Annotated in this window: 24 protein-coding genes, 1 tRNA gene and 1 other RNA gene; 17 read left to right on the top strand and 9 right to left on the bottom strand. The window is 70.8% G+C overall.

Translation table 11 applies throughout. The annotated features are described in order from the left end of the window. Positions 1-725: 725 nt before the first annotated feature. Positions 726-1742, top strand: a complete 1017-nt coding sequence (locus ACYVK5_RS23650) for a Fic family protein (protein ID WP_460708431.1) — start codon at positions 726-728, stop codon at positions 1740-1742. A 354-nt stretch (positions 1743-2096) separates the two neighbouring features. On the opposite strand, the gene ACYVK5_RS23645 is transcribed toward ACYVK5_RS23650, so the two are convergent. From ACYVK5_RS23645 to ACYVK5_RS23635, 3 genes are read right to left on the bottom strand one after another with little or no spacing between them, the layout of a single operon-like run. Continuing rightward, positions 2097-2234, bottom strand: coding sequence for a hypothetical protein (locus ACYVK5_RS23645; protein WP_460708430.1), 138 nt, complete (start codon positions 2232-2234; stop codon positions 2097-2099). Further along, entirely contained in the window at positions 2231-2443 is a 213-nt protein-coding gene (locus ACYVK5_RS23640) for a hypothetical protein (RefSeq protein ID WP_460708429.1), read from the bottom strand. The genes ACYVK5_RS23645 and ACYVK5_RS23640 overlap by 4 nt, the downstream gene beginning before the upstream one ends. After that, positions 2422-2856, bottom strand: a complete 435-nt coding sequence (locus ACYVK5_RS23635; protein ID WP_460708428.1) for a DUF7878 domain-containing protein — start codon at positions 2854-2856, stop codon at positions 2422-2424. Before ACYVK5_RS23635 ends, ACYVK5_RS23640 begins: the two co-directional genes overlap by 22 nt. Before the next feature lie 188 nt (positions 2857-3044). On the opposite strand from ACYVK5_RS23635, the gene ACYVK5_RS23630 reads away from it, so the two are divergent. Continuing rightward, a complete protein-coding gene (locus tag ACYVK5_RS23630) occupies positions 3045-3734 on the top strand; it encodes a DUF3885 domain-containing protein (protein ID WP_460708427.1) in 690 nt (229 codons plus the stop codon). A gap of 126 nt (positions 3735-3860) precedes the next feature. Next, positions 3861-4142: a contact-dependent growth inhibition system immunity protein gene (locus ACYVK5_RS23625; protein WP_460708440.1), complete on the top strand. Its 282-nt coding sequence runs from the start codon at positions 3861-3863 to the stop codon at positions 4140-4142. Between the two features lie 72 nt (positions 4143-4214). Here the strand turns inward: ACYVK5_RS23625 and ACYVK5_RS23620 are convergent, their stop codons facing one another. The 4 genes from ACYVK5_RS23620 to rnpB all read right to left on the bottom strand — a co-directional run bounded on the left by ACYVK5_RS23620 (position 4215) and on the right by rnpB (position 5651). After that, complete coding sequence (locus tag ACYVK5_RS23620) at positions 4215-4385, bottom strand: hypothetical protein (RefSeq protein ID WP_460708426.1); 171 nt, start codon at positions 4383-4385, stop codon at positions 4215-4217. A gap of 19 nt (positions 4386-4404) precedes the next feature. Next, positions 4405-4761: a helix-turn-helix domain-containing protein gene (locus tag ACYVK5_RS23615; protein ID WP_460708425.1), complete on the bottom strand. Its 357-nt coding sequence runs from the start codon at positions 4759-4761 to the stop codon at positions 4405-4407. Next, positions 4754-5155, bottom strand: a complete 402-nt coding sequence (locus tag ACYVK5_RS23610; protein WP_460708424.1) for a hypothetical protein — start codon at positions 5153-5155, stop codon at positions 4754-4756. Before ACYVK5_RS23610 ends, ACYVK5_RS23615 begins: the two co-directional genes overlap by 8 nt. 93 nt (positions 5156-5248) lie before the next feature. Further along, positions 5249-5651: RNase P RNA component class A (gene rnpB / locus ACYVK5_RS23605), an RNA gene on the bottom strand. Positions 5652-5738: 87 nt separating this feature from the next. Here rnpB and ACYVK5_RS23600 point away from each other — a divergent pair. The 11 genes from ACYVK5_RS23600 (at position 5739) to ACYVK5_RS23550 (ending at position 17252) form a co-directional block, all read left to right on the top strand. Further along, positions 5739-7124 (top strand): MFS transporter, encoded by a 1386-nt coding sequence (locus ACYVK5_RS23600; RefSeq protein ID WP_460708423.1) that lies wholly within the window; start codon positions 5739-5741, stop codon positions 7122-7124. A 102-nt stretch (positions 7125-7226) separates the two neighbouring features. Continuing rightward, entirely contained in the window at positions 7227-8060 is an 834-nt protein-coding gene (locus tag ACYVK5_RS23595) for a hypothetical protein (RefSeq protein WP_460708422.1), read from the top strand. 233 nt (positions 8061-8293) lie between these two features. Further along, a complete protein-coding gene (locus ACYVK5_RS23590) occupies positions 8294-9124 on the top strand; it encodes a YaaA family protein (protein WP_460708421.1) in 831 nt (276 codons plus the stop codon). 322 nt (positions 9125-9446) lie between these two features. Next, a complete protein-coding gene (locus tag ACYVK5_RS23585; protein ID WP_460708420.1) occupies positions 9447-10316 on the top strand; it encodes a Nif3-like dinuclear metal center hexameric protein in 870 nt (289 codons plus the stop codon). 130 nt (positions 10317-10446) lie between these two features. Then, positions 10447-11178 (top strand): zinc ribbon domain-containing protein, encoded by a 732-nt coding sequence (locus ACYVK5_RS23580; RefSeq protein WP_460708419.1) that lies wholly within the window; start codon positions 10447-10449, stop codon positions 11176-11178. Continuing rightward, a complete protein-coding gene (locus ACYVK5_RS23575) occupies positions 11178-11915 on the top strand; it encodes a histidine phosphatase family protein (RefSeq protein WP_460708418.1) in 738 nt (245 codons plus the stop codon). Before ACYVK5_RS23580 ends, ACYVK5_RS23575 begins: the two co-directional genes overlap by 1 nt. 110 nt (positions 11916-12025) lie before the next feature. Beyond that, positions 12026-13399 carry an endo-1,4-beta-xylanase gene (locus ACYVK5_RS23570; RefSeq protein WP_460708417.1) on the top strand — a complete coding sequence of 458 codons (1374 nt, stop codon included), beginning with the start codon at positions 12026-12028 and terminating at the stop codon, positions 13397-13399. A 158-nt stretch (positions 13400-13557) separates the two neighbouring features. Continuing rightward, on the top strand, positions 13558-14010 hold the full coding sequence (locus ACYVK5_RS23565) for an S-ribosylhomocysteine lyase (RefSeq protein ID WP_460708439.1): 453 nt from the start codon (positions 13558-13560) through the stop codon (positions 14008-14010). After that, entirely contained in the window at positions 14007-14855 is an 849-nt protein-coding gene (mtnN, locus tag ACYVK5_RS23560; RefSeq protein WP_460708416.1) for a 5'-methylthioadenosine/S-adenosylhomocysteine nucleosidase, read from the top strand. The genes ACYVK5_RS23565 and mtnN overlap by 4 nt, the downstream gene beginning before the upstream one ends. 157 nt (positions 14856-15012) lie before the next feature. Further along, on the top strand, positions 15013-15540 hold the full coding sequence (locus ACYVK5_RS23555; protein ID WP_460708415.1) for an ArsR/SmtB family transcription factor: 528 nt from the start codon (positions 15013-15015) through the stop codon (positions 15538-15540). Further along, on the top strand, positions 15537-17252 hold the full coding sequence (locus ACYVK5_RS23550; protein WP_460708414.1) for a SulP family inorganic anion transporter: 1716 nt from the start codon (positions 15537-15539) through the stop codon (positions 17250-17252). The genes ACYVK5_RS23555 and ACYVK5_RS23550 overlap by 4 nt, the downstream gene beginning before the upstream one ends. Before the next feature lie 338 nt (positions 17253-17590). Here the strand turns inward: ACYVK5_RS23550 and ACYVK5_RS23545 are convergent, their stop codons facing one another. Together ACYVK5_RS23545 and aceE are read right to left on the bottom strand one after the other, a co-directional pair. Then, the gene (locus ACYVK5_RS23545; RefSeq protein ID WP_460708438.1) at positions 17591-19723 is read right to left on the bottom strand and encodes a bifunctional 3'-5' exonuclease/DNA polymerase; all 2133 of its coding nucleotides are present in this window, start codon (positions 19721-19723) and stop codon (positions 17591-17593) included. 370 nt (positions 19724-20093) lie between these two features. Beyond that, complete coding sequence (aceE, locus tag ACYVK5_RS23540; protein WP_460708413.1) at positions 20094-22859, bottom strand: pyruvate dehydrogenase (acetyl-transferring), homodimeric type; 2766 nt, start codon at positions 22857-22859, stop codon at positions 20094-20096. A gap of 633 nt (positions 22860-23492) precedes the next feature. Between aceE and ACYVK5_RS23535 the strand changes: the two genes are divergently transcribed. From ACYVK5_RS23535 to ACYVK5_RS23525, 3 genes are all read left to right on the top strand, one after another. After that, the gene (locus ACYVK5_RS23535; RefSeq protein ID WP_460708412.1) at positions 23493-23849 is read left to right on the top strand and encodes a DUF3052 domain-containing protein; all 357 of its coding nucleotides are present in this window, start codon (positions 23493-23495) and stop codon (positions 23847-23849) included. Further along, on the top strand, positions 23849-24337 hold the full coding sequence (locus tag ACYVK5_RS23530) for a peroxiredoxin (protein WP_460708411.1): 489 nt from the start codon (positions 23849-23851) through the stop codon (positions 24335-24337). The genes ACYVK5_RS23535 and ACYVK5_RS23530 overlap by 1 nt, the downstream gene beginning before the upstream one ends. 148 nt (positions 24338-24485) lie before the next feature. Continuing rightward, positions 24486-24558, top strand: a tRNA-Val gene (locus ACYVK5_RS23525). Positions 24559-24614: the final 56 nt, after the last annotated feature.

Below are 24614 nucleotides of genomic sequence, written 5' to 3'. Positions count from 1 at the left end.
GCGGGGGCACGGCTGGACATGGCATCGGCCGGGAACGTTGGAATTCCAGCGATCCCGGCCTGTCAGTGGCCAGCAGGACTTCCCTCTCTCGGCGGACAGAACCGTGCCCTCCTGGCGGACAACAACGAGCTTCGGTCGCGGACCGAACGTCCCTGCTGGCGGACAGGTTCGGAGCAATAAGTTCCAGCGCCTCTGGTCGAGCGGACGGTCGGCACGTACCCGTGATGCGACCCGCGCACCGTCGTCGGCCCAGGTAGCACGCCTGTGGATAGCGCCCACGCGGGGCGAGCGGCGCTGCCAGGGCGTCGCCGCCGGTCGGCGAGGCCTCCACGCCTCGACAGGCCGCCGCAGGCATCCACGGACATTCTGACCGGATTCTTCTGTCCGTCAGTAGGGAGCGCCCTGTCCGCCGATAGGGAGATCCTGATGTCCGCTCACACCGGCCGATGGCGTGGTTGGAGTCCGACGACGGTCGGTCAGCCGATCCGGTGCCAGGCGTCCTCAGCCGCGAGTCGCCGAACGGCAGCCCGTTCTCGTCCAGTCCGTTGTAGACGGTCACCTGACCGCCGTCGTACACCAGGTGGAGCGACCATACCGCCGTCCTCACGAGCCCTCCCGCGCCTCGCGGCTGATAAGTTCGATTGGGTTGGCTCCTGGTGTATCAACCGGAGGCCTCGTTGATAAGATCAATTCGGTAGCGATCTGGTGTATCAGTCAGGAGGCGCATGGCGCGCGGGAGACCCTCACGGGCAACGGTGTACGCACGGCTTGAGAGTGCGATCGGTGAGCTCAACGAGCGCCTCGGGGGGCTCCCCTCCCCGAAGGAGTCGAAGTTCGTTTGGTCCGACATCTGGCACCTCGAGGCGCATCACTCGACGGCGCTCGAAGGCAACACCCTCGTTCTACGCGAGGTAGCCGCGCTGCTGGACGACGGCCGCGCAGTAGGAGCCAAGCCCCTCAAGGAATACATGGAAGTCCAGGGGTACGGCGCCGCCGCGCAGTGGGTCTACGGACACGCACTGGAACCAGGCGACTGGCACGACGGCAAACTGATCAGCGTCTTCGAGGTCCGCCAGGTGCATCAGCGGACGATGAGTCCAGTATGGGAGGTCGCACCACATCCGGATGCCACAACCCGCGAGGCACCGGGGCAGTTCCGAGAACACGACATCCACCCGTTCGGAGCTGGAATGCAGCCCCCCGGCTGGCCGCTGGTCCCAGCCATGGTCCAGGACTGGGTCGACTCCGTGAACGCCGCACGGGACGAGTTGCACGACCGGACCAGCCACGCTCCGTGGCCCGAGCGCCTCGCCGAGATCCACAACCAGTTCGAGCGCGTCCACCCGTTCATCGACGGCAACGGACGCACAGGTCGCCTCCTGCTCAACCTCATCCTGGTCCGTCTCGGTTACCCGCCGGTCATCGTGCTAAAGCGCGAACGTCCCGCCTATCTGTCCGCGATGCAGAAGTCGGACGACGGCGAGCACGGACCTCTGGGCGAGCTCCTCGCGCGTGCCATGTACGACAACCTCAACCGGTTCATCGTCCCGGCAGTGGCAGGCCCGGCCCGACTGGTGCCGCTCGCGTCGCTGGTCAACAAGGACTTCAGCTTGGCCGCACTGCGTCAGGCCGCACAGCGTGGCCGACTCGATGCCATCCAAGGACCCGACGGCATTTGGCGATCGAGCCGAAAGGCCGTCCAGGCCTATCAGCGCAACAAGCGGTCCCGCGCCAAGCGGTAGCCGGAGGACGCTCCCAGGATCCACCAGTCGGCTCCTTGCGGACCACACGCGGATCACAGGTCGACCGCCGACCACCTGCAGCCATTGCCGCAGGTCAGGGCTATTTAAGCGGACGAGCCGGCCCATACGCCGGGTTCTCCTGGAGGGTGGGGCGGTATGTCTCGCGGTGCCCGACGGGCTGGTTGGGCACCGCAAGAACGTTGGGATCTCGCGGCTAGTGTGAGATCTCGACGCGTTGGTGAGGCTGGCGTCAGACGAGCCGAGACAGCGCTCATGTGTACCCGATGTGTACCCGGCCTGCTCCCCTCACACGACGCGAACTTGGCCGCGGTTGAGCAGCCTTGAACGCGCCCGTCAGACTCGTGCGGATCGCGATGAGTGCGGGACTATCGCGACCCGGTCGAACGTGCGTGGGCGAGCGGCGTCGAGGATCTCCTCGATCATCGCGTTGAGGAGGTCGGTGAGGGCGCGGAGCGTCGGGGCGGGTGTCACGGTGCCTTCTCTTGCTCGTCCTCGGCGGCGAGCGTTTCCATCGCGCCCCAGAACCGTTCCTGGAGCGCCCAGAACTCTCGCTCCTGCCCGCTGACGGGCACGACGATCTGGTTCGCGACGGCGAGTGAGAGGTCGAACCCGTCGCGCACTGCGAGAACTGCGTCGGCGAGCGGCCATCCCGCGTCGATCAGCGACCACGCGGTGAGCACGCGAACCTCCGCCATGAAGCGTCGATGAAGCTCTTCACGGTCTCCCAGTCGCCGGGTGTTGTCGTCGCAATGGTGAAGCACGAGCCCGCGACCCAGCCCTGCTCGTTCCGCGCGATGCGGACGATGCCGGACTCCTCGTACGCGTCGGGACTGTGCTCGAAGCCGCGCCTAGGCTCCGAGCCGTCACCGGCCCAGGCGGTCAGTTCGCAGGCGAGCGCGGCGACCTCGATCCGCGGCTCGTCGAACAGGACCACGTCGCCGTCGCGCATCTGAAGATCGGCCTCGACGTAGAGCAGGAGCTCGGCCCGCGTGATCCGACGGCCCGTCGCGTGGAAGGTGCGCAGATCGGTGAGGTTCGGCGCACCGAGACGAAACCACGCGCCGGGACAGTCGACCTTGGGCGTCTCGGTCATGGCGTCTTCACGGGCATGAGAATAGTGCTGCCCGGCCTGGCTCCAGCATGGAAGACTCCGCTCTGCGCGACGAAGCGAGTCCGGGGAGGTCCTGGACGACACAATGGTGCGCCGCCACCCGTTCGGTCTGGGCGTCTGGGTTGCGGACCGGGTCCCGGCTCCGCGTCCGACATGAGGAAGGGATGGGTGTGAAGGAGTGGACTGCTCTCCAGCAGGCGATCCACGACATGCGGTGGGGAGGTATCCCCACTCGGACGTCGCAGGTCCTGGCGGGCCTCCTGGGGTTCCGCATGCCGGAACCTGACGAGTCGTGGGCCTGGCTCACGGAGGCGTGGGGACGCGCCTTTCCAGACTCGACGGCGTCCTGGTCGCTGCGCGGACTGCCCGACGAACGTTGGGTGAGGTTCCACAGCCTGCCGGAGTCGAAACGGTACGCCGACTCCGAGGAGGAGTACCAGATCCTGCTCGGACGCCACCATCAGATCCTCGCGGAACTCCGCGGAGACGACGAGAGCGACATCGTTGCCGTCCGCAGGGAGTGGTTCGACGGCGGGAGATTCAGCGCTCCGAAGAGGTTCCGCAGGATCGCAGCCACGTGGCCGCTCTGGCGGACCTTCGCCGACGCTGACCCGGACTCGGACGGCACCCCGTGGTACGCCTTCGCGCGCTGGGTACCTCCGACACCCGCCGCGCTGGACCCATTGCTGCGCCGTGTGGCCGATGACATCGATCGCACGCTGTTCACGAACGCGACCGTCGACTGGATCTACGCCCCGTACGACGGCGGCGCCGACGTCATCGCCCGAACCGCCGAGGAACGCGATGCCCTAGAAGCGAAGTACGCGGACTGGTTGTCCGCACACCCGTCGGGGATGTGACGTCCATGGTGACGCCCGACGACCTTGACCCGCCCCGCTGGCCCGACCCGCCGTCGGACGCCACCGGGTTGATGCGGCGCGTGCACGCCGCACGCCGGCTACCGCTCGCGGAACTCACGCCCGAGGATCTGCGAGTCGCTCATCGCGCAGCGGGTCGCACTCGCTCGGGTCATCCCCATCGCAGTGCAAGTGCTGGCCGAGGACCCTTTCGTGAGCGGGGACATTTACCCCGGCGACCTGCTGCTCGCAGTCGTCAGCGTGCCCGACGACGCTTGGAACCGCCTGAGCGACGCGATATTGGCGTCCCGCCTCGCCACGGTCATCAGCGGCCTGCCCGACAGAGTGCTCGCCAACTTGCCAAAGCGTTCCCGTTGGCCCCGATCAATCAACCAGCAATCAACTGAGTGATACGTCGTCGCAGGTCAGTGGCCTGGGGCGGTTGCTACAAGCCCGCGTCCGAGGCCGCCAGTCAATCAACGATCAATCAATCGGGGAGCGCGACGGCTCGACCGCCCAGAAGGGAACGTAGCGGCGGCTGCGATAGCCGACGGTCGCGTCGTAGATGACGATCCATCCACTGTCCGTGGCCTCCTTGAGCGCACGGGACACCTGAGCCTTGTTGATGTCCTCGATCCCGAACCGCTCCCGCACACTCGCGTCGAGGCGGCGGTCAGGCCCGGCCGACGATCTCGTCCAGGGCGACCTTGTGCTCGACGTTACCGATGCGGATCGTGACGGTCGCCTCGGCGCCGACGGCGTCGAAGTAGGCCTTGAGCGTTGACAGAAGCATGTCCGGGCGGGCCTCCAGCCTGGAGATGCTTGTCTGGCGCACGCCCATCTTGCGGGCTACCTCGGCCTGGGTCAGGGTGGCGACCTGACGGATGGTGGCAAGCCCTATGGCGTGCTCGCGTTCCATCTGCTCGCGGGCTGCGTCTCGCTCGTCGCGGTCGTCGTTCAGGCCCGGGATCGACTCCAGTGCCTCGAACACGTCGTCGGCGAGAGCGAACTGGTCGTGCTTCTCAGTCATGGTCTGTCCCCTCGTTCTCGCGCTTCCACTGGTCGATCGCCTGGTCGGCACGCGTGCCGACGCTGTCGTAGAACACATCACCCATCGCCGCCTTATCAGCGGCGAAGAGGGCGACGACCACGGACTTGGACTGCTCGTCGAACCAACAGACGATGCGGACCGCCATCTGCGGATCGAACGGGTGCGACAGTCTCCACACCGGATGCTGCCGACTCTGCCGGACACGCTTGAGCGTGGCGGTGTCGTCCTCAGGTTCCTCATCGAGGGTCTTGAGGTAGCTGAGTTCGTCGTACACATGCTTGGCCATCCGCACGGCACGCTGATCGCCGGACTTGGCCTTCGCAACCAGGTCATCGACCCAGGCTTTGAACTGCCGCGACCGGTGAATCTCCATGAACCTAGTATGCACCCAAGGGCGTACGCCTTCAACTGCATGCCCTTCCGCCAGCGACGGTCGACGCGGCAACGGCGCCATCGCCGATGAAAGCGGACGAGCCGGCCCATACGCCGGGTTCTGTTTCCCGCACGAGGTCACCCCCGTGCGGGCGACGGCCATCCATCTAGGCCCAGCGTTGCCGCTGGGCTCGAGCGGTCTACCCGGGAGCTCGGGCGAGCAGCCCTCGAACACTCCCTGTCTGACCTTGCTCCGGGTGGGGTTTACCTAGCCGTCCCTGTCACCAGGGGCGCTGGTGGTCTCTTACACCGCCGTTTCACCCTTACCGCACCCGGCCTCTCGGCCGCGCGCGGCGGTCTGTTTTCTGTGGCACTGTCCCGCGGGTCACCCCGGGTGGCCGTTAGCCACCACCCTGCCCTGTGGAGCCCGGACGTTCCTCGGCGCCGGCGCTTCCGGTTTCCCGGGCCACCGACGACGCGGCCGTCCGACCGGCTCGTCCGCGCAGGCCAGCCTACCCGAGTGCGGGGCCGGACGAGCGTCTGCCTCTATCCAGGCAGCGCATCGGAGTGGTTGGATGCCCCGCATGACGCTTCCCGCGACTCCCGCGAGCCTCCGCCAGAACCGCGCGGCGGTGCTCGCCGCCTTTTTCGCCCAGGGATTCGTGTTCGTCAGCGCCACTCTGTCCATCCCGAAGATCGTCCGGGAGTTCGACCTCGACCCCGGCGTGTTCTCGATGTTCCTGCTGGGCATGGTGCTGGCGGCGGCCGTCGGCTCCGCAATCGCCGAGGTCGCGGCCCGCCGCGCGGGAAGCGCCGCAGCTCTGCGCGCGGGGCTCGCGACGATGGTTCCCGCGCTGGCCCTCATGTACGTCACGGGCCACCTGGCGGGCCTGGCGGCCGGAATGGTGCTGTACGGCATCACGCTCGGCATGGTCGACGCCGGATCCAACATGCAGGCCGTCACCCTGGAGCGACGGTACGGCCGCCCGATCCTGCCGTCGTCGCAGGGCGCGTGGACGCTCGGCGGCCTCGTGGCCACGGGTGTATCTCTCGCCGGTGTCGCCACGCTGCCGCTGGCGACGGGCGCAGCGTTCTCCGTCGTCGCGCTGCTCGCGGCGTTCGCGCCGTTCCAGGGCCGAGCCGTCCTCGCGCCCGACGACGCCGCCGCGTCGACCCCCACCCTCCGCTACGCCCCGGAGACCACCTCCGGCACGGTCCCCGGAATGCTTCCCGACAGTGCGCTGGGCCCGATCGTCACGTCCGGCACCGTCGCGGCGCCCCCGCCCGTCCCCACAATGTCCGACGTCGACCCGAGCGCCCCCTCGGCAGCCGGTACCTCCACGCCACCAGACCCCACGGCCCCCGGACTGACCCACCCCGTCGCCTGGGCCGCGATCGCCCCGGCCGGAATCGCTTTCCTGATCTTCTACCTGGTCGACAGCGCCACCCAGGCCTGGGGGCCCCTCTACCTCGACCTCGTCCTGAACTCCCCCGAGCAACTCGTCGCCCTCGCGACCCTGCCGTACCTCGCGGCGAACCTGCTGGTCCGGCTCGCCGGCGATCACCTGACCGCGCGCTTCGGCGCCCCCGCACTCGTCCGGACGGGCGCGATGGTCGCGTTCGCCGGACTCGCCGCCGTCGTCCTGGCCCCGGTCTGGCCGGTAGCGGCAGCGGGGTTCTTCCTCACTGGGCTGGGGCTCGGCGCCGTCGCGCCGCTGAGTTTCTCCGCCGCGGGCCGGATCGCGGGTGGTGACCGCGCCCGGGCCGACGTCGTCGTCGCCCGTTTCAACCAGCTCAACTACGTGGGCGCGCTCGTCGGCTCCGTGGTGACCGGCCTGATCAGCACCGGATCTTCCCTCCGCATCGGGTTCACGCTCCCCCTGCTCCTGGTGCTCACTCTGATCCCCCTGGCCCGCGGCTTCGGCACCACGCCACGCGCCGAGGGCGGCGAGCGCCGTGAACCACGTTGACTTTCCTTGCACGGTTCGCCACGACTGTGAGAGAACCACCTGGTCAGACGCCACGAAGCGCACCGGACCGGTGCCAGGTCTGACTGACCAAGGAGACACTCGATGCACCTCACCCGCAAGATCGCCGCCCTGTTCGTCGCAGGGGCGACCGTTGCCACCCTGACCGCGTGCCAGGGCGACACCACCGGTTCGTCCGATGACGGGGCGCCGGGATCCACCGCGCCCTCGCAGGACGGCGAGACCGCCGCCGCGGGTCCGGCTTCCGGCACCCTGACGGCGGACGACTTCGTGGAACGCACCGCGACGGCACTCTCGACCATCTCGACGACGACGTTCGAGGCCGAGTACTCGGGCTCGCTCGCCGGAGAGGGCGCTGGCGTCGCGACCACGTTCGACGGCGAGGCGATGTACGGCGAGACCCCGGACTCCGTCGCGATCCAGATGACGACCAACCTCGACGAGGACCTGATCAAGCTCGACGACCAGAACATCTGGGCGAAGGACCAGGAGACCGACGGCAAGTATCTCCACCTCACGGACCCGGACCCGGGTTACGTGTTTCGGGACGAGCAGTTCACCGACGTGAACGTGTACGCCCGGACGGTCGCCCTGGACGGTGCGGTCACCGCCGTCGAGGACCGGGGCACGGAGACCGTCGGCGGCACCGAGACCCACCACTACGTGGTCACCGTGGACCTGGCGGCCGCGGACCTCACGGCGCTCGGGTTCGACGAGTCGGCGGCGGCCGAGACGGGATCGATCGACGTCGAGTACTTCCTCGACTCCACCGACCTGCCGCTCCGCACGATCATCCCGGCACCCGTTCCCGGGCAGACGCTCGTCCACACGATGAACATCACCTACAACACGGAGCCTTCCGGGATCGAGGCCCCGCCCGCGGACCAGACCATCACCGCCGCCGACCTCGACGCCTGATCGGTTCCCGAGCGCATCGAGCGCACCGAGCGCACCGAGCGCACCGAGCGCGAAGGGTGGTCGGTAGTTCCGTGAGTGATCGGCACTTCGAACTGCCGATCACTCACAGAACTGCCGACCACCGGTCACCACCAGATGCTCGCCGCGATGAAGGCGTGGGTCGAGCACGGGATCAACCTGCGCGACAGCTCGTCGGCACGCCGGGCCCCGTCCGCCCTCGTAAACTCGCGGGCGTGCTTCTCCTCCTCCCGCCGTCCGAGGGCAAGACGCCCGCGGCCGACGGCGCCGCTCCCGTGGATCTCGCCACGCTCACCCACCCGGGTCTCACGACCCAGCGACAGGTCGTGCTCGACGCACTCACCGCGGTCGCCACCCGGCCGGACGCCGTCGATGTGCTCGCGGTCAGCCCGAACCTCGCCGAGGAGGTGGCCTGCAACGCGCACCTCAAGGACGCGCCCGCCGGCCCCGCCGCCACCGTCTACACCGGTGTGCTGTACGGCGCGGCCGGCCTCGGCACGCTCACCGGCGGCGCCGCCGAACGCGCCGACCGGACGGTGCGGATCTTCTCCGGCCTCTGGGGTGCCGTCGCACCCGGCGACCGTATCCCCGCCTACCGCCTCTCGATGGGGACGTCGCTGCCCGACGTCGGCCCGCTGGCCAGGGCGTGGAAGCCCGCGCTGGCCACGGAGCTGGGACCGCGCGCCGCGGGCGACGTCGTCGTCGACTGCCGGTCCGCGACCTACGTCGCCGCCTGGAAACCTGCCACGACCGGGCCCGACGCCGCGGAGTGGCTCACCGTCCGCGCCGTCCGTGAGGTCGACGGCAAACGGTCCGTCGTCTCGCACAACGCCAAGCACACGCGCGGCGTCCTGGCCGGCCACCTGCTGCGCCGGGCGGGCGAGCCGACGTCGGCCGCCGAGGTGCTCGCGGCAGCCCGCGAACTCGAGGGCCAGATCATCCTCACGGAGATCACCACGGGCAACACCCAGACCCTCGTCGAGTCCACCCTCACCCCGCCGGACCGCCCCAGTTCCCCGCAAACCCTGGAACTGGTCCTCCACTGACCCGGCTGAGCCGCGGACCCCAGCACCGGGTCCCCGTGCTCGAAGCCCACCTGGTCGGGGGTTTTGCGTGTAGTCGGTCAATCACTTGACCGACTACACGCCAACCCCCCGACCACACACCCAACCCCCGACCAGCGACCGCTGCGCCCGGCTGAACTGCACCCCGCGCAGCCGCAGCGGCACCCCCGCACGCGGTCCGATCGACGGCTCAGCCGGTTCCTCCGCCTGTGCCGCGCCCGGCCCACGCGCACGAAGTGGCCCGCCATTCGCGCTCGTACCAGCCGCGCGGCCCCGCCCACGCGCACGAAGTAGGCTCGCGGACGTGAGTTCCGCACCCAGCCTGACCGACGTCGTCCGCGTGCTCGACGGGCTGTACCCGCCCGGGACCGCCGAGGGATGGGACGCCGTCGGGCTGGTCGCCGGGGATCCCGTGGCCGAGGTGCGGCGCGTGCTGTTCGCTGTGGATCCCGTGGCCGACGTCGTCGACGAGGCCCTCGAATGGGGCGCCGACCTCGTCGTCACCCACCACCCGCTGTTCCTGCGCGGCACGCACTCCGTCGCCGCCACCACGTTCAAGGGCTCCGTCGTGCACCGGCTGGTCACCTCCGGGTGCGCCCTCCACGTCGCGCACACCAACGCCGACTCCGCGCCGCGCGGCGTCGCCGACGCGCTCGCCGACCTCGTCGGGATCGCCGACCGCCGGCCGCTCGTCGCGAAGGCGGAGGACACCGAGATCGGGATCGGCCGCGTGGGCACCCTCACCGAGCCCGTCACGCTGCGGGACTTCGCCCGGCGCGTGGCCGGCGCCCTGCCCGCGACCGCCCAGGGCATCCGGTTCTCCGGCGACCCCGGGGCGACGGTCCGCACGGCCGCCGTCGTCGGCGGTTCCGGGGACTCGCTGTTCGACGACGTCCGCGCGGCCGACGTCGACGTCTACGTCACCTCCGACCTGCGCCACCACCCGGCGTCCGAGCTGCGTGAACGCGCTCGGTTCGAGGCCCCGGCGTCCGGGCGCCCGGACGCCGGCGGGACGCCCTTCCTCGTGGACACCGCGCACTTCGCGAGCGAGTGGCCCTGGCTCGCGTACGCGGCCGAGGATCTGGCCGCGGGGCTCGCCTCGCGCGGGCTGCCGGGCGTGGAGACCCGGGTCAGCGACATCGTGACGGACCCGTGGACCGGCGTCGCGCGGTAGCGTTGCCCAGGGGTCGCGCCGGTCGGGCGCGCCGCCACCCCGCGAAGCCCGAGCCGCGCGGTGCCGCGGCGACACGACCCACCCGCGCGGCCTCATGACCTGCCCCCACCCTGCGAGAGGACCCCCGCTCATGGTCTCAGCTCCCCCCGACCACCAGCGCAAGCTCCTGGAGGTTCAAGCCCTGGACACACGCCTCCAGCAGCTCGCGCACTCCCGGCGCAAGCACCCGGCGCTGGCCCGCATCCAGGAGCTGGAGGGACAGATCAAGGATCTGAACGCCTCGCTGGTCGAGTCGCGCACGGCGGTCGCCGACCTGAAGCGGGAACTGACGAAGGCGGAGGCGGACGTCGAACAGGTCCGCGCCCGCTCCGCGCGTGACCAGCAGCGGCTCGACACGGGATCCGTCGGGGCCAAGGACGCCGTCGCGCTCACCGACGAGATCGCCTCGCTCGCCGCGCGCCAGGGTGTGCTCGAGGAGATCGAGCTCGACGTCATGGAGCGCCTCGAGGCGCACGAGGAGTCGCTGACCAAGGTCACCGCCGCCTACGAGGCGCTCGCCGCGGACCGCGACGCCGCCGAGGCCGACCGTGACGCCGGCTGGGCCAAGATCGACGCGGAGGCCAGGGAGGTCACCGCCGAGCGGAACAGCCTCGCGGAACAGCTCGACTCCGGGCTGATCGCGATGTACGACCGCATCCGCGCCCGCCAGGGCGGCCTGGCCGCCGCCGCGCTCAGCGAGGGGCGATGCGGGGGCTGCCGCCTCGAGCTCAACCCCGGCGATCTCGCCGCCGCACGCTCCGCCGCACCCGAGCACGTCGTGACCTGCGAGGAGTGCGACCGGATCCTGGTGCGGATCGCGTGATGGGGACGACGTCCGACCCGACGGAGCACGCACCCGGCTACGACACCCACGTGCGCCCGCCCGGCTCGGTGAGCCGGTTCGACGGCGCCCTGCCGCTCACCGTCGTCCTCGTGCGGCACGGCGTGACGCCGATGACGGAGACCGGCGCCTACTCGGGGTCCGACGTGCCCGGCCCCGCACTCTCCACGAGGGGGCAGGCCCAGGCCGCGCAGGCGGCGGACGCCGTGTTCCGGATCGGCGGCGACACCCGCGGGCTGTGGCCGGACGTCCCCCGCCCGGCGGCGCTGGTCGCCTCCCCGATGGTCCGCACCCAGGAGACGGCGGGTGCGGTCGGGCGCCGGCTCGGGTTGCCGGTCACGGTGGAGAAGCAGTTCGCGGAGTGCCGGTTCGGCGACTGGGAGGGCCTCACGGCCGCGCAGATCGAGGCCGGGTGGCCCGGCGAGCTGCACCTGTGGCACAGCACCGGCACGTTCGTGCCGCCGCGCGGGGAGTCGTACGCGCAGGTGGGCGCGCGCGTGTGGGACGGGATGCAGGCGCTGGTCGACGGCGGTGTGGGGCGCACGGTGGTCGTCGTCGGGCACGCGGCCCAGATCCGGACGGCCGTGGGACAGGCGATGGGGGCGCCGGCGTCGCACTGGTCGCGCATCCGCATCCCGCCGGCGTCGCTGTCGGTGCTGCGGCTCTGGGCCGACGGCGCCAGCGAGATCACGACGGTCGGGTTCCCGACGGATTCCTGACGACGGCTCAGCGCGCTAACCGTTTAGCGCGCTCGCTTCGATAACGTTTTCGATCCATCCTCGTGGTACGGCCGCGCCACGCGGTCGTGTCACTCGACGAGGAGGACGAGATGAATCACCGCACCGCGCCGCCACGGCGCCGGGCAGCCTGGGTGGCGGGAGCTGTCGCGGTCGCGACAGCACTCGCCGGTGGTGTCGCGATGTCGACGTCCGCGCAGGCGGCCGGCGACACGCTGCAGGAGGCGGCAGCCGATCGGGGCCTGTACTTCGGCACGGCGATCACCGGGTCCAAGCTCACCGACTCGACGTACGAGACCATCGCGAACCGCGAGTTCAACATGATCACGGCCGAGAACGCGATGAAGCTGGACGCCACCGAGCCGCAGCAGGGCCAGTTCGACTTCTCCCGCGGCGACCGCATCGCGAACTGGGCCACCCAGAACGGCAAGCAGCTACGCGGCCACACCCTGGCCTGGCACTCCCAGCAGCCCGGCTGGATGCAGAACATGGAAGGCCCCCAGCTGCGCCAGGCCATGCTCAACCACGTCACTCAGGTCGCGACCCACTACCGCGGCCAGATCCACTCCTGGGACGTGGTCAACGAAGCCTTCGCCGACGGCGGCACCGGCGCCCGCCGCGACTCCAACCTGCAACGCACCGGCAACGACTGGATCGAAGCCGCCTTCTACGCCGCCCGCGAGGCCGACCCCGGCGCCAAGCTCTGCTACAACGACTACAACATCGACAACTGGAGCTGGGCCAAGACCCAGGCCGCCTACAACCTGGTCGCCGACTTCAAACAGCGCGGCGTACCGATCGACTGCATCGGCCTGCAGTCCCACTTCAACTCCGGCAGCCCCTACCCGAACAACTACCGCACCACCCTGCAAAGCTTCGCCGACCTGGGCGTGGACGTCCAGATCACCGAACTCGACATCGAAGGCTCCGGCCAGCAGCAGGCCGAAACCTACCGCCGCGTCGTCGAAGACTGCCTCGCCGTCTCCCGCTGCGACGGCATCACCGTCTGGGGCGTGCGCGACACCGACTCCTGGCGCTCACAAGGCACCCCCCTGCTGTTCGACGGAAACGGCAACAAGAAGGAGGCCTACCACGCCGTCCTCGACGAACTCAACGACGGCACCAGCACGCCGGACCCGACGGACGATCCCACCGATGACCCCACGGACGACCCGACGACCCTTCCGCCGGGCGACTGCTCCGCGGATCTGACGATCGTCAACTCGTGGAACACCGGCTACCAGGGTGAGGTCACCGTGACGGCGGGCTCGTCCGCGATCAACGGCTGGTCCGTGGCGCTGTCCGGCGGGATCGACGTCAACCAGATCTGGAACGGCACGCTGTCCGGTTCGACCGTCTCCAACGTGTCGTGGAACGGCAACCTCGGGGCGGGCCAGAGCGCCGGGTTCGGGTTCATCGGCAACGGCTCCCCGCCGTCCGCCGGATCGCTCGCCTGCGGCAGCTGACCGCGGACATCCGCTCCCGCTTCTGATCCTCCACGACCGCCGGCCCGTTTCCCGGAGGCCGGCGGTCGTGGGCCGGGGCGCGCCGTCCCCGGTCACGGAGATGCCGAACAGGTCTCGCCCCGTAGGCTGACTCCGTGACCGAGCAGCACCAGCCCCGCATGAACGTCGAGTCGTTCAACCTGGACCATCGCGCCGTCGCCGCGCCGTACGTGCGCCTGGCCGACCGCAAGGAACTTCCCGCCGGCGATGTCATCGTCAAGTACGACGTCCGATTCGCCCAGCCCAACGTCGCCCACCTGGAGATGCCGGTGGTGCACTCGCTGGAGCACCTGTTCGCGGAGAAGTCGCGGAACCACACGGACCGCGTCCTGGACTTCTCCCCCATGGGCTGCCAGACCGGCTTCTACCTGATGCTCTCCGGAGACCCCGCCGAGGAGGACGTCCTCGACCTGGTCGAGGCGACCCTCACCGACATCGCGGACGCCACCGAGGTGCCCGCCGCCAACGAGGTGCAGTGCGGCTGGGGCGCGAACCACACCCTGACCGGCGCACAGGACGCCGCCCGCGCGTTCCTCGCCGAGCGCTCGCAGTGGACGCAGGTCTTCGCGTGACGGCCGGCACGGGCGGCGTCACGGTCGACGCGGTCGTCATCGTCGCCATGCCCGACGAGGCGGCGCCGTTCCTGGACCTCGCCGGCGTCCCCCGCGGCGACGAGGAGTCCGACTCCAGGTCCGACGACGTCTCCCCGCCGACCAGCACGACCCCCGCCGACGGTACGACGGCGGCCGGTGTGGCGGACGACGGCAGCGCCGGGCTCGACATGTCCGGCGGCGCGCTCGCTCCCGGGTCGCGGATGGTCGGCGCCGCGGAGCACCGGATCCTGACGCTGGGCGGGCGCAGCATCGCGCTGGTGCGCAGCGGCATCGGGTTCGTGAACGCCTCGGACGCCGCCGTCGGCGCGCTCCTGACGTACGGCATCGTGCCGGTGATCAGCGCAGGGAGCGCGGGTGGGCTGGCGCAGTCCATCGTGGTCGGCGACGTCGTCGTCGGGCGGACATACGTGAACACCGGTGCGGACGCCACCGCGTTCGGGTACAGGCTCGGGCAGCTTCCCGGGATGCCCGCCGTCTACGCGGCCGACCACGGGCTGCTCGAGGCCACCGAGACCGCCGTCGGGCACGATCAGAACGTCGTCACGGGGACCATCGGCTCGTCCGAGAAGTTCGTCACCGCGGAGCCCGCCCGCGCGCTGCGGGAGACGTTCGACCAGGTCCTGGCGGTGGACATGGAGTCGGCCGCGATCGCGCAGGCGTGCCACAACCACGGCGCGCCGTTCGTGTCGGTCCGCGCCGTCTCCGACCTCTGCGCCCCGGACGGCTCGGAGTTCCTCACCCATGTTGACGACGCCGCGCTGCGCTCGGCCCGGGTGGTCGAGGCGACGCTCACGCGGCTCTGACCAGCAACCGGTCGGGCCGCGGTTCCGCCTCCACTCGGGATCGAGCAGTGGCGGAGTCCGGTGGCGTGGTGCCGGCGGAATGCCCGGGCGTAGCACAGTGTGACCTCGTGCCGGCTGGTGGGCGAGTGGATTGATGGATTGCTAAAATAGCCAAACGATGGACACCCAGCCGCTCTACCAGATCAAGGCAGACCTCTTCAAAGCCCTTGGGCATCCCACCCGCATCCAGGTGCTCGAGGTCCTCGCCGCCGCACCCGACCACACCGCACCCGTCTCCCGCCTCGCCGAGGTGAGCCGCGCGGAGGCGTCCCAGCTCTCCCAGCATCTCGCGGTGCTCAAGCGCACGGGTGTGGTCACCTCCGTCCGGTCCGGGAACACGGTGCACTACCGGCTGGCCGAGCCGCTCGTCGCGGAGTTGCTCGTCGTCGCACGCGCCTTCCTGCTGTCCTCGCTCGCGACGGGCCGCGACGGAGCCGCCGACCGGCTCACCGCCGCACGCGACCTCCCCGCCCTGCCGGGCGCCAGCGCCCGGACCGTTCTCGCGGCCACCTACGTCGAGCCCCGCGACACCGGACCCGGCGGGCGTGACGCGGACAGCCCGGACGCCGCGAGGGCGACCACGCCGGAAGCACCAGCCGGAACACCCGGCAGCCAGACGCCCGACACCGTCCGGGCCGGGGCATGACCGCCCGCGAGCTCGTCGCGCGGCTCGACCTACGGGACCTCCTTCCCACCCGCTCCGACTACGACCTGCGTCCCCGGACGCTGCGGGCCGACCTCGTGGCGGGTGTCACCGTGGGCGTGGTCGCCCTCCCGCTGGCGCTTGCGTTCGGTATCAGCTCCGGCGTCGGACCGGCCGCGGGCCTGGTGACCGCGGTGATCGCGGGCATCGTCGCGGCCGTGTTCGGCGGGTCGAACGTCCAGGTCAGCGGGCCGACAGGCGCGATGGCAGTTATCCTGGCGCCGATCGTGGCCCAGTACGGTCTCGCCTCGGTCGCCCTGGTGACGGTCGGCGCCGGGCTTCTCGTGCTCGCGCTCGGCGTCCTGCGACTCGGCCGCGTGGTCACGTACATCCCGTGGCCGGTGGTCGAGGGCTTCACGCTCGGCATCGCAGCCATCATCTTCCTGCAGCAGGTCCCGAGTGCGCTGGCCGTCCCGGTCGAGGCCGGGCACAACACGCTCGTCACCGCGCTCGGCGCGCTGGGCGACGCCATCGACGCGCCGGACGCGGCCACGCTCTGGACCCTGGGAATCGTGGCGGCCGTCGCGGTGATCATGATCGCTCTCCCCCGGATCCATGCCGGTCTGCCGGCGTCGCTCGTCGCCGTCGTCGTCGTCACGGTCGCCGCCGAGCTCGCCGGGGCGCCCGCACCCCGGATCGACGAACTGCCCTCCTCGCTCCCCGTCCCCCAGCTGCCCGGCATCACGCCGGGCGCCGTCCGCGACGTGTTCGGCGCCATGATCGCCATCGCCGCACTGGCCGCCATCGAGTCACTGCTGTCCGCGCGGGTCGCCGCCACCATGCACACCGATCGCGGCGGCACCGGCCCCTACGAGCCCGACCGGGAACTCGTCGGCCAGGGCCTCGCCTCCGTGGCGAGCGGGATGTTCGGCGGCATGCCGGCCACCGGCGCCATCGCGCGCACCGCGGTCAACGTGCGCTCCGGCGGGCGAACCCGGCTGGCCGCCGTCGTGCACGCCGTGGTCATCCTCGCCGTGATCTACGTGGCCACCGGGCCCGTGTCCCGCATCCCGCTCGCAGCGCTGGCGGGCGTGCTCATGGTGACAGCGTTCCGGATGGTGCATGCCGCGACCGTGCGCGCCGTGCTCACCTCGACCCGGTCCGACGCCGCCACGTTCGTCGTCACCGCGGTCATCACCGTCGCGTTCGACCTCATCGAGGCCGTGCAGATCGGCCTGCTCGTCGCGGCGTTCCTCACGCTGCGTCACGTCGCCCGGGCATCGTCGGTGCATCGCGACCCGCTGCCCGGCATGGCCGAGCCCGGGGACGAACACATCGCGCTGTACCGGCTGGAGGGCGCCATGTTCTTCGGCGCGGCCGGGCGCATCCTCGCCGAGGTGACCCATGCCAGCCGGCGCGACGACGTGCGGGTGGTGATCCTGCGCCTCTCCCAGATCCACCTGGTCGACGCCACCGGCGCCAACGCCTTGGCCGAACTCATCACCGAGCTCGAGCAGCGCGGCGTGACCGTCCTGGTCAAGGGCGTGCAGGACAGGCACCGCCGACTCCTGGTCAACGTGGGCGCGCTCAAGCGACTACGCCACGAGAACCACCTCTTCACGGCCCTCGACGCCGCGATCACCCACGCCCGCTCGCATGTCGCGCGCGAGATCGATCCGCACGAGAGCCCTGCGAACGTGGCCGCCGACCACTGAACCGCAAGACGACACCGCCCCCCGAACCCGCACCCGCACCCGCATCGAACCGCACGGTGGCACCGCCGACTGCTGCCGAACCGCAGGATGGTTCTGGTGTTTGTTGGCGAACCGCAGGATCACACCGCGGAGCGCTGCCGAACCGCACAGTGGCACCACCGATCGCTGCCGAACCGCGGGATGAATCGTTCAACTCGCGCGTTGGCACGATTCATCCTGCGGTTCGGCAGCGCTCCGCGATGGCGTCCTGCGGTTCGCCAACAAACACCGGAACCATCCTGCGGTTCGGCGACGAACACCAGAGTCATCCTGCAGTTCGCCAGCAGCCCCGGCTCGGATCAGTCCTTGGCGTCGGCGTAGCTGTTCACGACGGCGACGCTGAGCGGGAACGTGACCGGGAAGTCGCCGAACAGGAGCCTGCCCGCCTCGTCCGCCGCGGCCCGGATCTCGTGCGCCACGGCGTCGGCGAGGACGGCCGGGGTGTGCACCACGACCTCGTCGTGCAGGAAGAACACCAGGTGCGGGCGGCAGGCGAAGGGCTCGGGGGCACCGCCGGTTCCCTCGGATCCTGCGAGGCCGACGGAACCCGCGAGACCACCGAGGCTCGTAGGGCCCGCCGAACCCGGGAGACTCCCAGAACCAGTGAGGCTCCCGGAACCCGCAGAACCCGCGAGCCCCTCGCCCCGGGGACCATGACCGGCGCCCAGCGCGCCGGACCCGACCCGCACGTCCGGCACCTCGCCGAGCGCCCACAGCCGCCGGCGGATCGACGCGATCCAGCACAGTGCCCACTCGGCGGCAGTGCCCTGCACCACGAAGTTCCGCGTGAACCGGCCCCAGGCACGGGTCTGCGAGCGAGCGCGGCGGCCGGCCTCGGCGGCGCTGTCCGGGTCGGCGGCGAAGGCCTGTGCTTGAGCGTCCGCCCAGTCGCTGCCTGGTGGCGGTGAGCTGCGCCCGAGCCGCGTGGTCACGACCTCGCCCCGCTCCCCCGCCCGTGCCGCGCGCTCGACCAGGTCGATCGCCCGCGGGAACGCCTTGGCGAGCCGCGGCATCACCTGGGCCGACGCGCCCGTCGTACCGCCGTACATCGCCCCGAGCATCCCGAGCTTCGCCTGCTGGCGCGTCTCGACGACACCGGCGGCCACCATCCCGGCGTACATGTCGACGGCCTCGACGCGCACGCCACCGTCCGCGCCCCCACCGCCACCGCCCCCACCGCTACCGCCGACCCCGCCGCCACGCGCGCCTCCACCACCGCCATGCGCGCCTCCACCACCGCCACGGGCGCCGTCACCTCCGGCGCCGCCGCCATGCGCGCTGCCCCCCGCCGCGCCACCACCGCCTGCACCCAAGCCCTGTCCGTGGCGGCCGCCCCCGGGCCCGCCCGACCCAGACGGCCCCTGGCCCGCAGCCGCCATCCGTTCGTCCTGCGCGAGCCCGGCCAGCACGCGGGGCTCGAGCTGGGCGGCGTCGGCGACCACGAATGTCCACCCCGGATCCGCCACCACCGCACGCCGCACGCTGTGCGGGAGCTGGAGCGCCCCGCCGCCGGTGCTCGCCCAGCGGCCGGTCACGACGCCGCCCACCACGTACTCCATCCGGAACCGGCCGTCCGGCGCCCAGGTGTCCAACCAGGTCCAGCCGTTCGCCGTGTACAGGCGGTAGAGCGACTTGTACTCCAGGAGCGGGGCGATCACCGGATGGTCGATCGTCTCGAGTTCCCACTTGCGCAGGCTCCGCGCACCCACTCCCGCGTACTCCATGGCCCGCAGCAGGTCGGGGTGCGAGTCGGGGTTGAGGGTGGGCGGCGCGTCCAGCGCCTCGCGGATGCGCTCCACCAGCGCCTCGAGCTTCGCCGGCCGGGCGCCGGGCCGGGGGCGCGGGCCGAGCGCCTCGGTGAGGATCGCGTCGTGCACGTCGGCGCGCCACGGCAGGCCCGCGTGGTGCATCTCGGCGGCCGCGAGCGCGCCGGCGGACTCGGCTGCGATCAGCAGTCGCAGGCGCCCCGGGTCGGCGCTCGACGCGATCGCGTCGAGCTGCGCGGCCAGCTCGGTGACCGGATCCAGCCCGCTGTCCGTGTCCGACGGCGGTCCCGCCGCACCCGCTCGATCGTCCGAGCCGCGAGCGGGCTCTGCGCCCGACCCGCCCGCGGAGCCGGTACCCGACCCGCGCTCCGGCGTGTCAGCCGCCCCCAGGGTGTCGAGGTCGAAGAGCGTGTCCGGGACGACCTCATGGGACGCGCCACCCGCCTGCGGTGGCGGCGCGGGTGGCAGGCCGTCCCACGGGCCGCGTGGTGCGGTGGCCAGCTCCGTGTCCGAGGTCAGCGCCGACGAGCGCAGGATCGCGTGCACGAGCCGCAGGTCGTGGGCGCGCTCGACCCGCACGCCGTCGGCCAGGAGTCTCGGGTACCAGCGGTTCGTGTCGTCCCAGGTCCAGCGTGGTGGCGCGGCGGGGACGCCGTCGTCGTGCACGGCCTCCCCCGGTTCGGGCAGCCGCGCGACGGCGGCCCGCTGGCCGCCTGCCTGGGACAGGATCACTCTCACGGGACGAGTCTGCCTGGAGACACTGACATCGGACGCCGACGCCACGAATGCGGTCGGCCGGATGTCGAGCGGTCGGCCAGATGTCCTTGCAGTCGGTCGCCCGAGGGACCGACTTCTTGACATCCGACCGACCTCTCCCGACATCGGACCGACCGCTCGACATCGGACCAGCTACCCGACCGGTCACCCGGCGACCGGCCGACCACGACCACCCGGCACCCGGCCACTCCGCCGACCCACTCGTACAAGCGAACAGCGGGGGCGGCGCCCACGCGCCACCCCCGCCGTCACATGGACCTCAGCTCTCGCCGCCCGCGCTCCCCGAGGTGCCCGCGTTCACGTCGAGCAGGCGGTACTTCTCCACCGCCTTGGCGACGACATCGGCCGGCATCTCGCCCCGGCGCACCAGCACCTGCAGCGTCTTGACCACCATCGACGGCCCGTCGATGAGGAAGTACCGCCGCGCCGCCGCGCGCGTGTCGGAGAACCCGAAGCCGTCCGCGCCGAGCACGGCGTAGTCGCCGGGCACCCAGGCGCGGATCTGGTCGGGCACCATGTGGTCGTAGTCGCTCGTGGCGACGAACGGCCCCGGGGCGCCCTGGAGCTTCCGCGTGACGTAGGGCACGCGCGGCTCGGCGGCCGGGTCGACGAAGGCGGCGTGCTCGGCGTCCAGCGCGTCGCGTCGCAGCTCCGTCCAGCTCGTCACGGACCAGACGTCGGCGTGCACGCCCCAGTCCTCGCGCAGCAGTTCCGCCGCCTCCAGGGCCCACGGGACGCCCACGCCCGAGGCGAGCAGCTGGGCGCGCGGCCCGTCACCGCCGTCGGCGGCGTGGACGCGGTGGATGCCGCGCTTGATGCCCTCGACGTCGACGTCCTCCGGCTCGGCGGGCTGCACCATCGGCTCGTTGTACACCGTGAGGTAGTACATGACGTCCTGGTCGCGGCCGTCGGAGCCGACGCCGTTCTCGCCCGGGCCGTACATGCGCTCGATACCGTCGCGCACGATGTGCCGGATCTCGTAGCCGTAGGCCGGGTCGTACTGCACGATCGCGCGGTTGGTCGCGGCGATGATCGGGCTGTGGCCGTCGGCGTGCTGCAGGCCCTCACCGGTCAGGGTGGTGCGGCCGGCGGTCGCGCCGATGATGAAGCCGCGGGTGAGCTGGTCGCCCGCCGCCCAGAACTGGTCGCCGGTGCGCTGGAAGCCGAACATCGAGTAGAAGATGTACAGCGGGATCAGCGGCTCGCCGTGCGTCGCGTACGACGTGCCCACCGCCTGGAACGCGGCGGCCGAACCGGCCTCGTTGATGCCGGTGTGCATGATCTGGCCGGACTCGGACTCCTTGTAGCTCAGCATGAGCTCGCGGTCCACGGCGAGGTAGTTCTGCCCCAGCGTGTTGAAGATCTTCGCGCTGGGGAAGATGGAGTCGAGACCGAACGTCCGCGCCTCGTCGGGAATGATCGGCACGATCCGCTCGCCGAAGCCCTTGACCTTGAACAGGTCCTTGAGCATCCGGACGAACGCCATGGTCGAGGCGACCTGCTGCGTGCCCGACCCCTTCGCCAGCAGCTCGTAGGACTTGTCCTCCGGCAGCGGGAGCGGGGCCTTCGGCGTCGACCGGCGCTCCGGCACGAACCCGCCGAGCTGACGCCGGCGGTCGAGCATGTACTCGATCTCCGGCGAGTCCATGCCCGGGTGGTAGTACGGCGCGTCGTACGGGTCGGTGAGTTCCTCGTCCGTGATCGGGATGTTGAGGGAGTCGCGCAGCGCCTTGAGCTCGTCGGTCTTGAGCTTCTTCATCTGGTGCGTCGCGTTGCGGCCGGCGAAGCCGGAGCCCAGGCCGTAGCCCTTGACGGTGTGCGCCAGCACGATCGTCGGCTGGCCGGTGTGCGCGCGGGCCGCGGAGTAGGCCGCGTAGAGCTTGCGGTAGTCGTGGCCGCCGCGCTTGAGGTTCCAGATGTCGTCGTCGGTCATGTTCTCCACGAGCGCCTTGGTGCGCGGGTCGCGACCGAAGAAGTGCTCACGGATGAACGCACCCGACTCGGCGCGGTACGTCTGGTAGTCGCCGTCGGGCGTGGCGTTCATGAGGTTGACCAGGGCGCGGTCCTTGTCCGCCTGGAGCAGGGCGTCCCACTCGCGGCCCCAGACGACCTTGATGACGTTCCAGCCGGCGCCGCGGAACTGCGCCTCGAGCTCCTGGATGATCTTGCCGTTGCCGCGCACCGGCCCGTCGAGGCGCTGCAGGTTGCAGTTCACCACGAACGTGAGGTTGTCGAGCTGCTGCTGGGACGCGAGCTGGATCATGCCGCGGCTCTCCGGCTCGTCCATCTCGCCGTCGCCGAGGAACGCCCACACGTCCTGCTGGCTCGTGTCCTTGATCCCGCGGTTGTGCAGGTACTTGTTGGTCCACGCCTGGTAGATCGCCGACGCCGGGCCCAGACCCATCGACACCGTCGGGTACTCCCAGAAGTCCGGCATGAGCCGCGGGTGCGGGTACGACGGCAGGCCGCCGCCCTCGTGCGACTTCTCCTGGCGGAACCCGTCGAGCTGGTCGGCGCTGAGGCGCCCCTCCAGGAAGCCGCGGGCGTACACGCCCGGTGAGGCGTGGCCCTGGAAGTAGATCTGGTCGCCGCCGCCCGGATGGTCCTTGCCGCGGAAGAAGTGGTTCAGGCCCACCTCGTAGAGCGTCGCCACCGACGCGTACGAGGAGATGTGACCGCCCACGGACAGGCCCTCGCGCTGCGCGCGGGTCACCATGACCGCCGCGTTCCAGCGGATGAAGGAGCGATAGCGCCGCTCCATCGCCTCGTCGCCCGGGAAGTAGGGCTCTTCGTGGATACCGATCGTGTTGACGTACGGGGTCGCCGTCGTCGCGGGGATGTGCACGTTGCGCTCGCGAGCCCGCCGCAGCAGGTTGAGCATGACGTACCGGGCCCGCGGGCCGCCCTTGTCGTCGATCAGTCCGTCGAACGACTCGACCCACTCGGAGGTCTCTCCCGGGTCGATGTCCGGCACAGCGCTGAGCAGACCGTTGATCAGCGGTCCGGTCTCGTCAAACGAAGCCACCAGCAACCTCTCCCTTGCCGCTGACGCTCCTCGGGCTCCGCTCCGGGCAGGTGCCTCGCCGGCCCCTCTCCCTTCACCGCGCCCTTCGTCACGTCAGAGTCGTCGGCACGACCGGTCGGCCGTGCTTCTCTCGTCCTGCGCCACCGGGGGACGACCGACGTCGCGGTCCGCGACGCCCGCCCACGCACAGGTGGTCACAGCCATTCTGACCCCTTCAAGCGTGCGCTCACACCATAGGACGGTCAAGAAGCTCAGCGGGATGCGTGATCTGCGTTACTTCGCGCCGACTTCCCGCGGAGGAGACGCGAAGGTGAGACCGAGTATCGCTTTACTGATACCGGGTACGGATTTGGCGGTCCGTGGACGACGGCGGCCGTGGTGACGCCGGTCCGACGCCCGGCGGTACCGAGCCGCTGCCTCCGGCGCTCGCCGGTGCACGGTCGCCGGAGCAGGACGCAACGGTCCGGTATCTCCGGCGCGCCCCGTGCAGCGCGGCACCTCCGAGTGCACTACCTTTGCCACGAAGGACGCCTGGTCACCACGCGGCCCAGGATCGTGAGATGAAGGGAATGCAGAACCAAAGTGAGCGCGGACACCCAGGGTGCGGACCGACTCGGATTCAAGGCCGACCAAGTGGTTCAGGAGTTCGGCTGGGGCGACGACGTCGATGACGACGTGCGCACCGACATCGAGAAGATCACCGGCAACGAGCTCGAGGACGAGGACTACGGCGACGTCACCGACGGCGTGGTCCTCTGGTGGCGGGATGGCGACGGAGACCTGACCGACGCCATGGTCGACGTCACCACGCTCCTCGACGACGGCGGCCTCATCTGGATCTTCACGCCGAAGGCGGGACGCCAGGGACACACGACGCCCGGAGAGATCCAGGAAGCGGCGAACACCGCGGGCCTGCAGACGACGAACACCTTCGCCGTTGCCGAGGAGTGGTCCGCCACGAGGTTGTCCTTCCGCGGCCGCGGACACTGATGACCGCCCCCGAGCCCGCCGTCGTCCCCGAGGCGACGGTCGGTCCCGGTGATCCGGCGCCCGACTTCACGCTCCCCGACACGCACGGCACCCCCGTGCACCTGGCCGACCTGCGCGGCCAGGCCACGCTCGTCGTCTTCTACCCATTCGCTTTCTCCGGCATCTGCACCGGCGAGCTGCGCGAGCTGCGGGACAACATCGAGGACTTCGAGGCCGCCGGAGTGCGCCTGCTCGCGATCTCCACGGACCCCGTGTTCGCGCTCAAGGCGTGGCAGGAGGCCGAGGGCTTCGGCTTCGACCTGCTGAGCGACTTCTGGCCGCACGGCGCGGTAGCGCGGGCGTTCGGCGTGTTCGACGACGAGTCCGGGCACGCCCTGCGCGGATCGTTCCTCATCGACGCCGACGGGATCGTGCGCTGGAGCGTCCTCAGCCCGCACGGCAAGCGCCGCGACCTGGAGGGCTACCTCCAGGCCCTGGCGGAGATCTGATGTGACGAAGGGCGCAGCGCAGGGTGCGAAGCGAGGAACGAGCCACGCGCCCGTAGCGGAGTCCGAGGAACGGCAGTACCGGAAGTTCTGACGTGACGAAGGGCGCAGCCCAGGTGCCGGGACGGGTATTCTGGGCTGCGCTGTTCCGGGGCCTGTAGCTCAGCTGGTAGAGCACTACGTTTACACCGTAATGGTCGGGGGTTCGAGTCCCTCCGGGCCCACCCGAGGTTGGATGTTCGAACCCGCGACGTCGGCGGGTTGGAACTTCACCTCGCCA

The organism is Myceligenerans halotolerans (assembly GCF_054782975.1).
The sequence above is the reverse complement of the archived record's forward strand: the minus strand, read 5'-3'. Positions and strand labels throughout refer to the sequence as shown.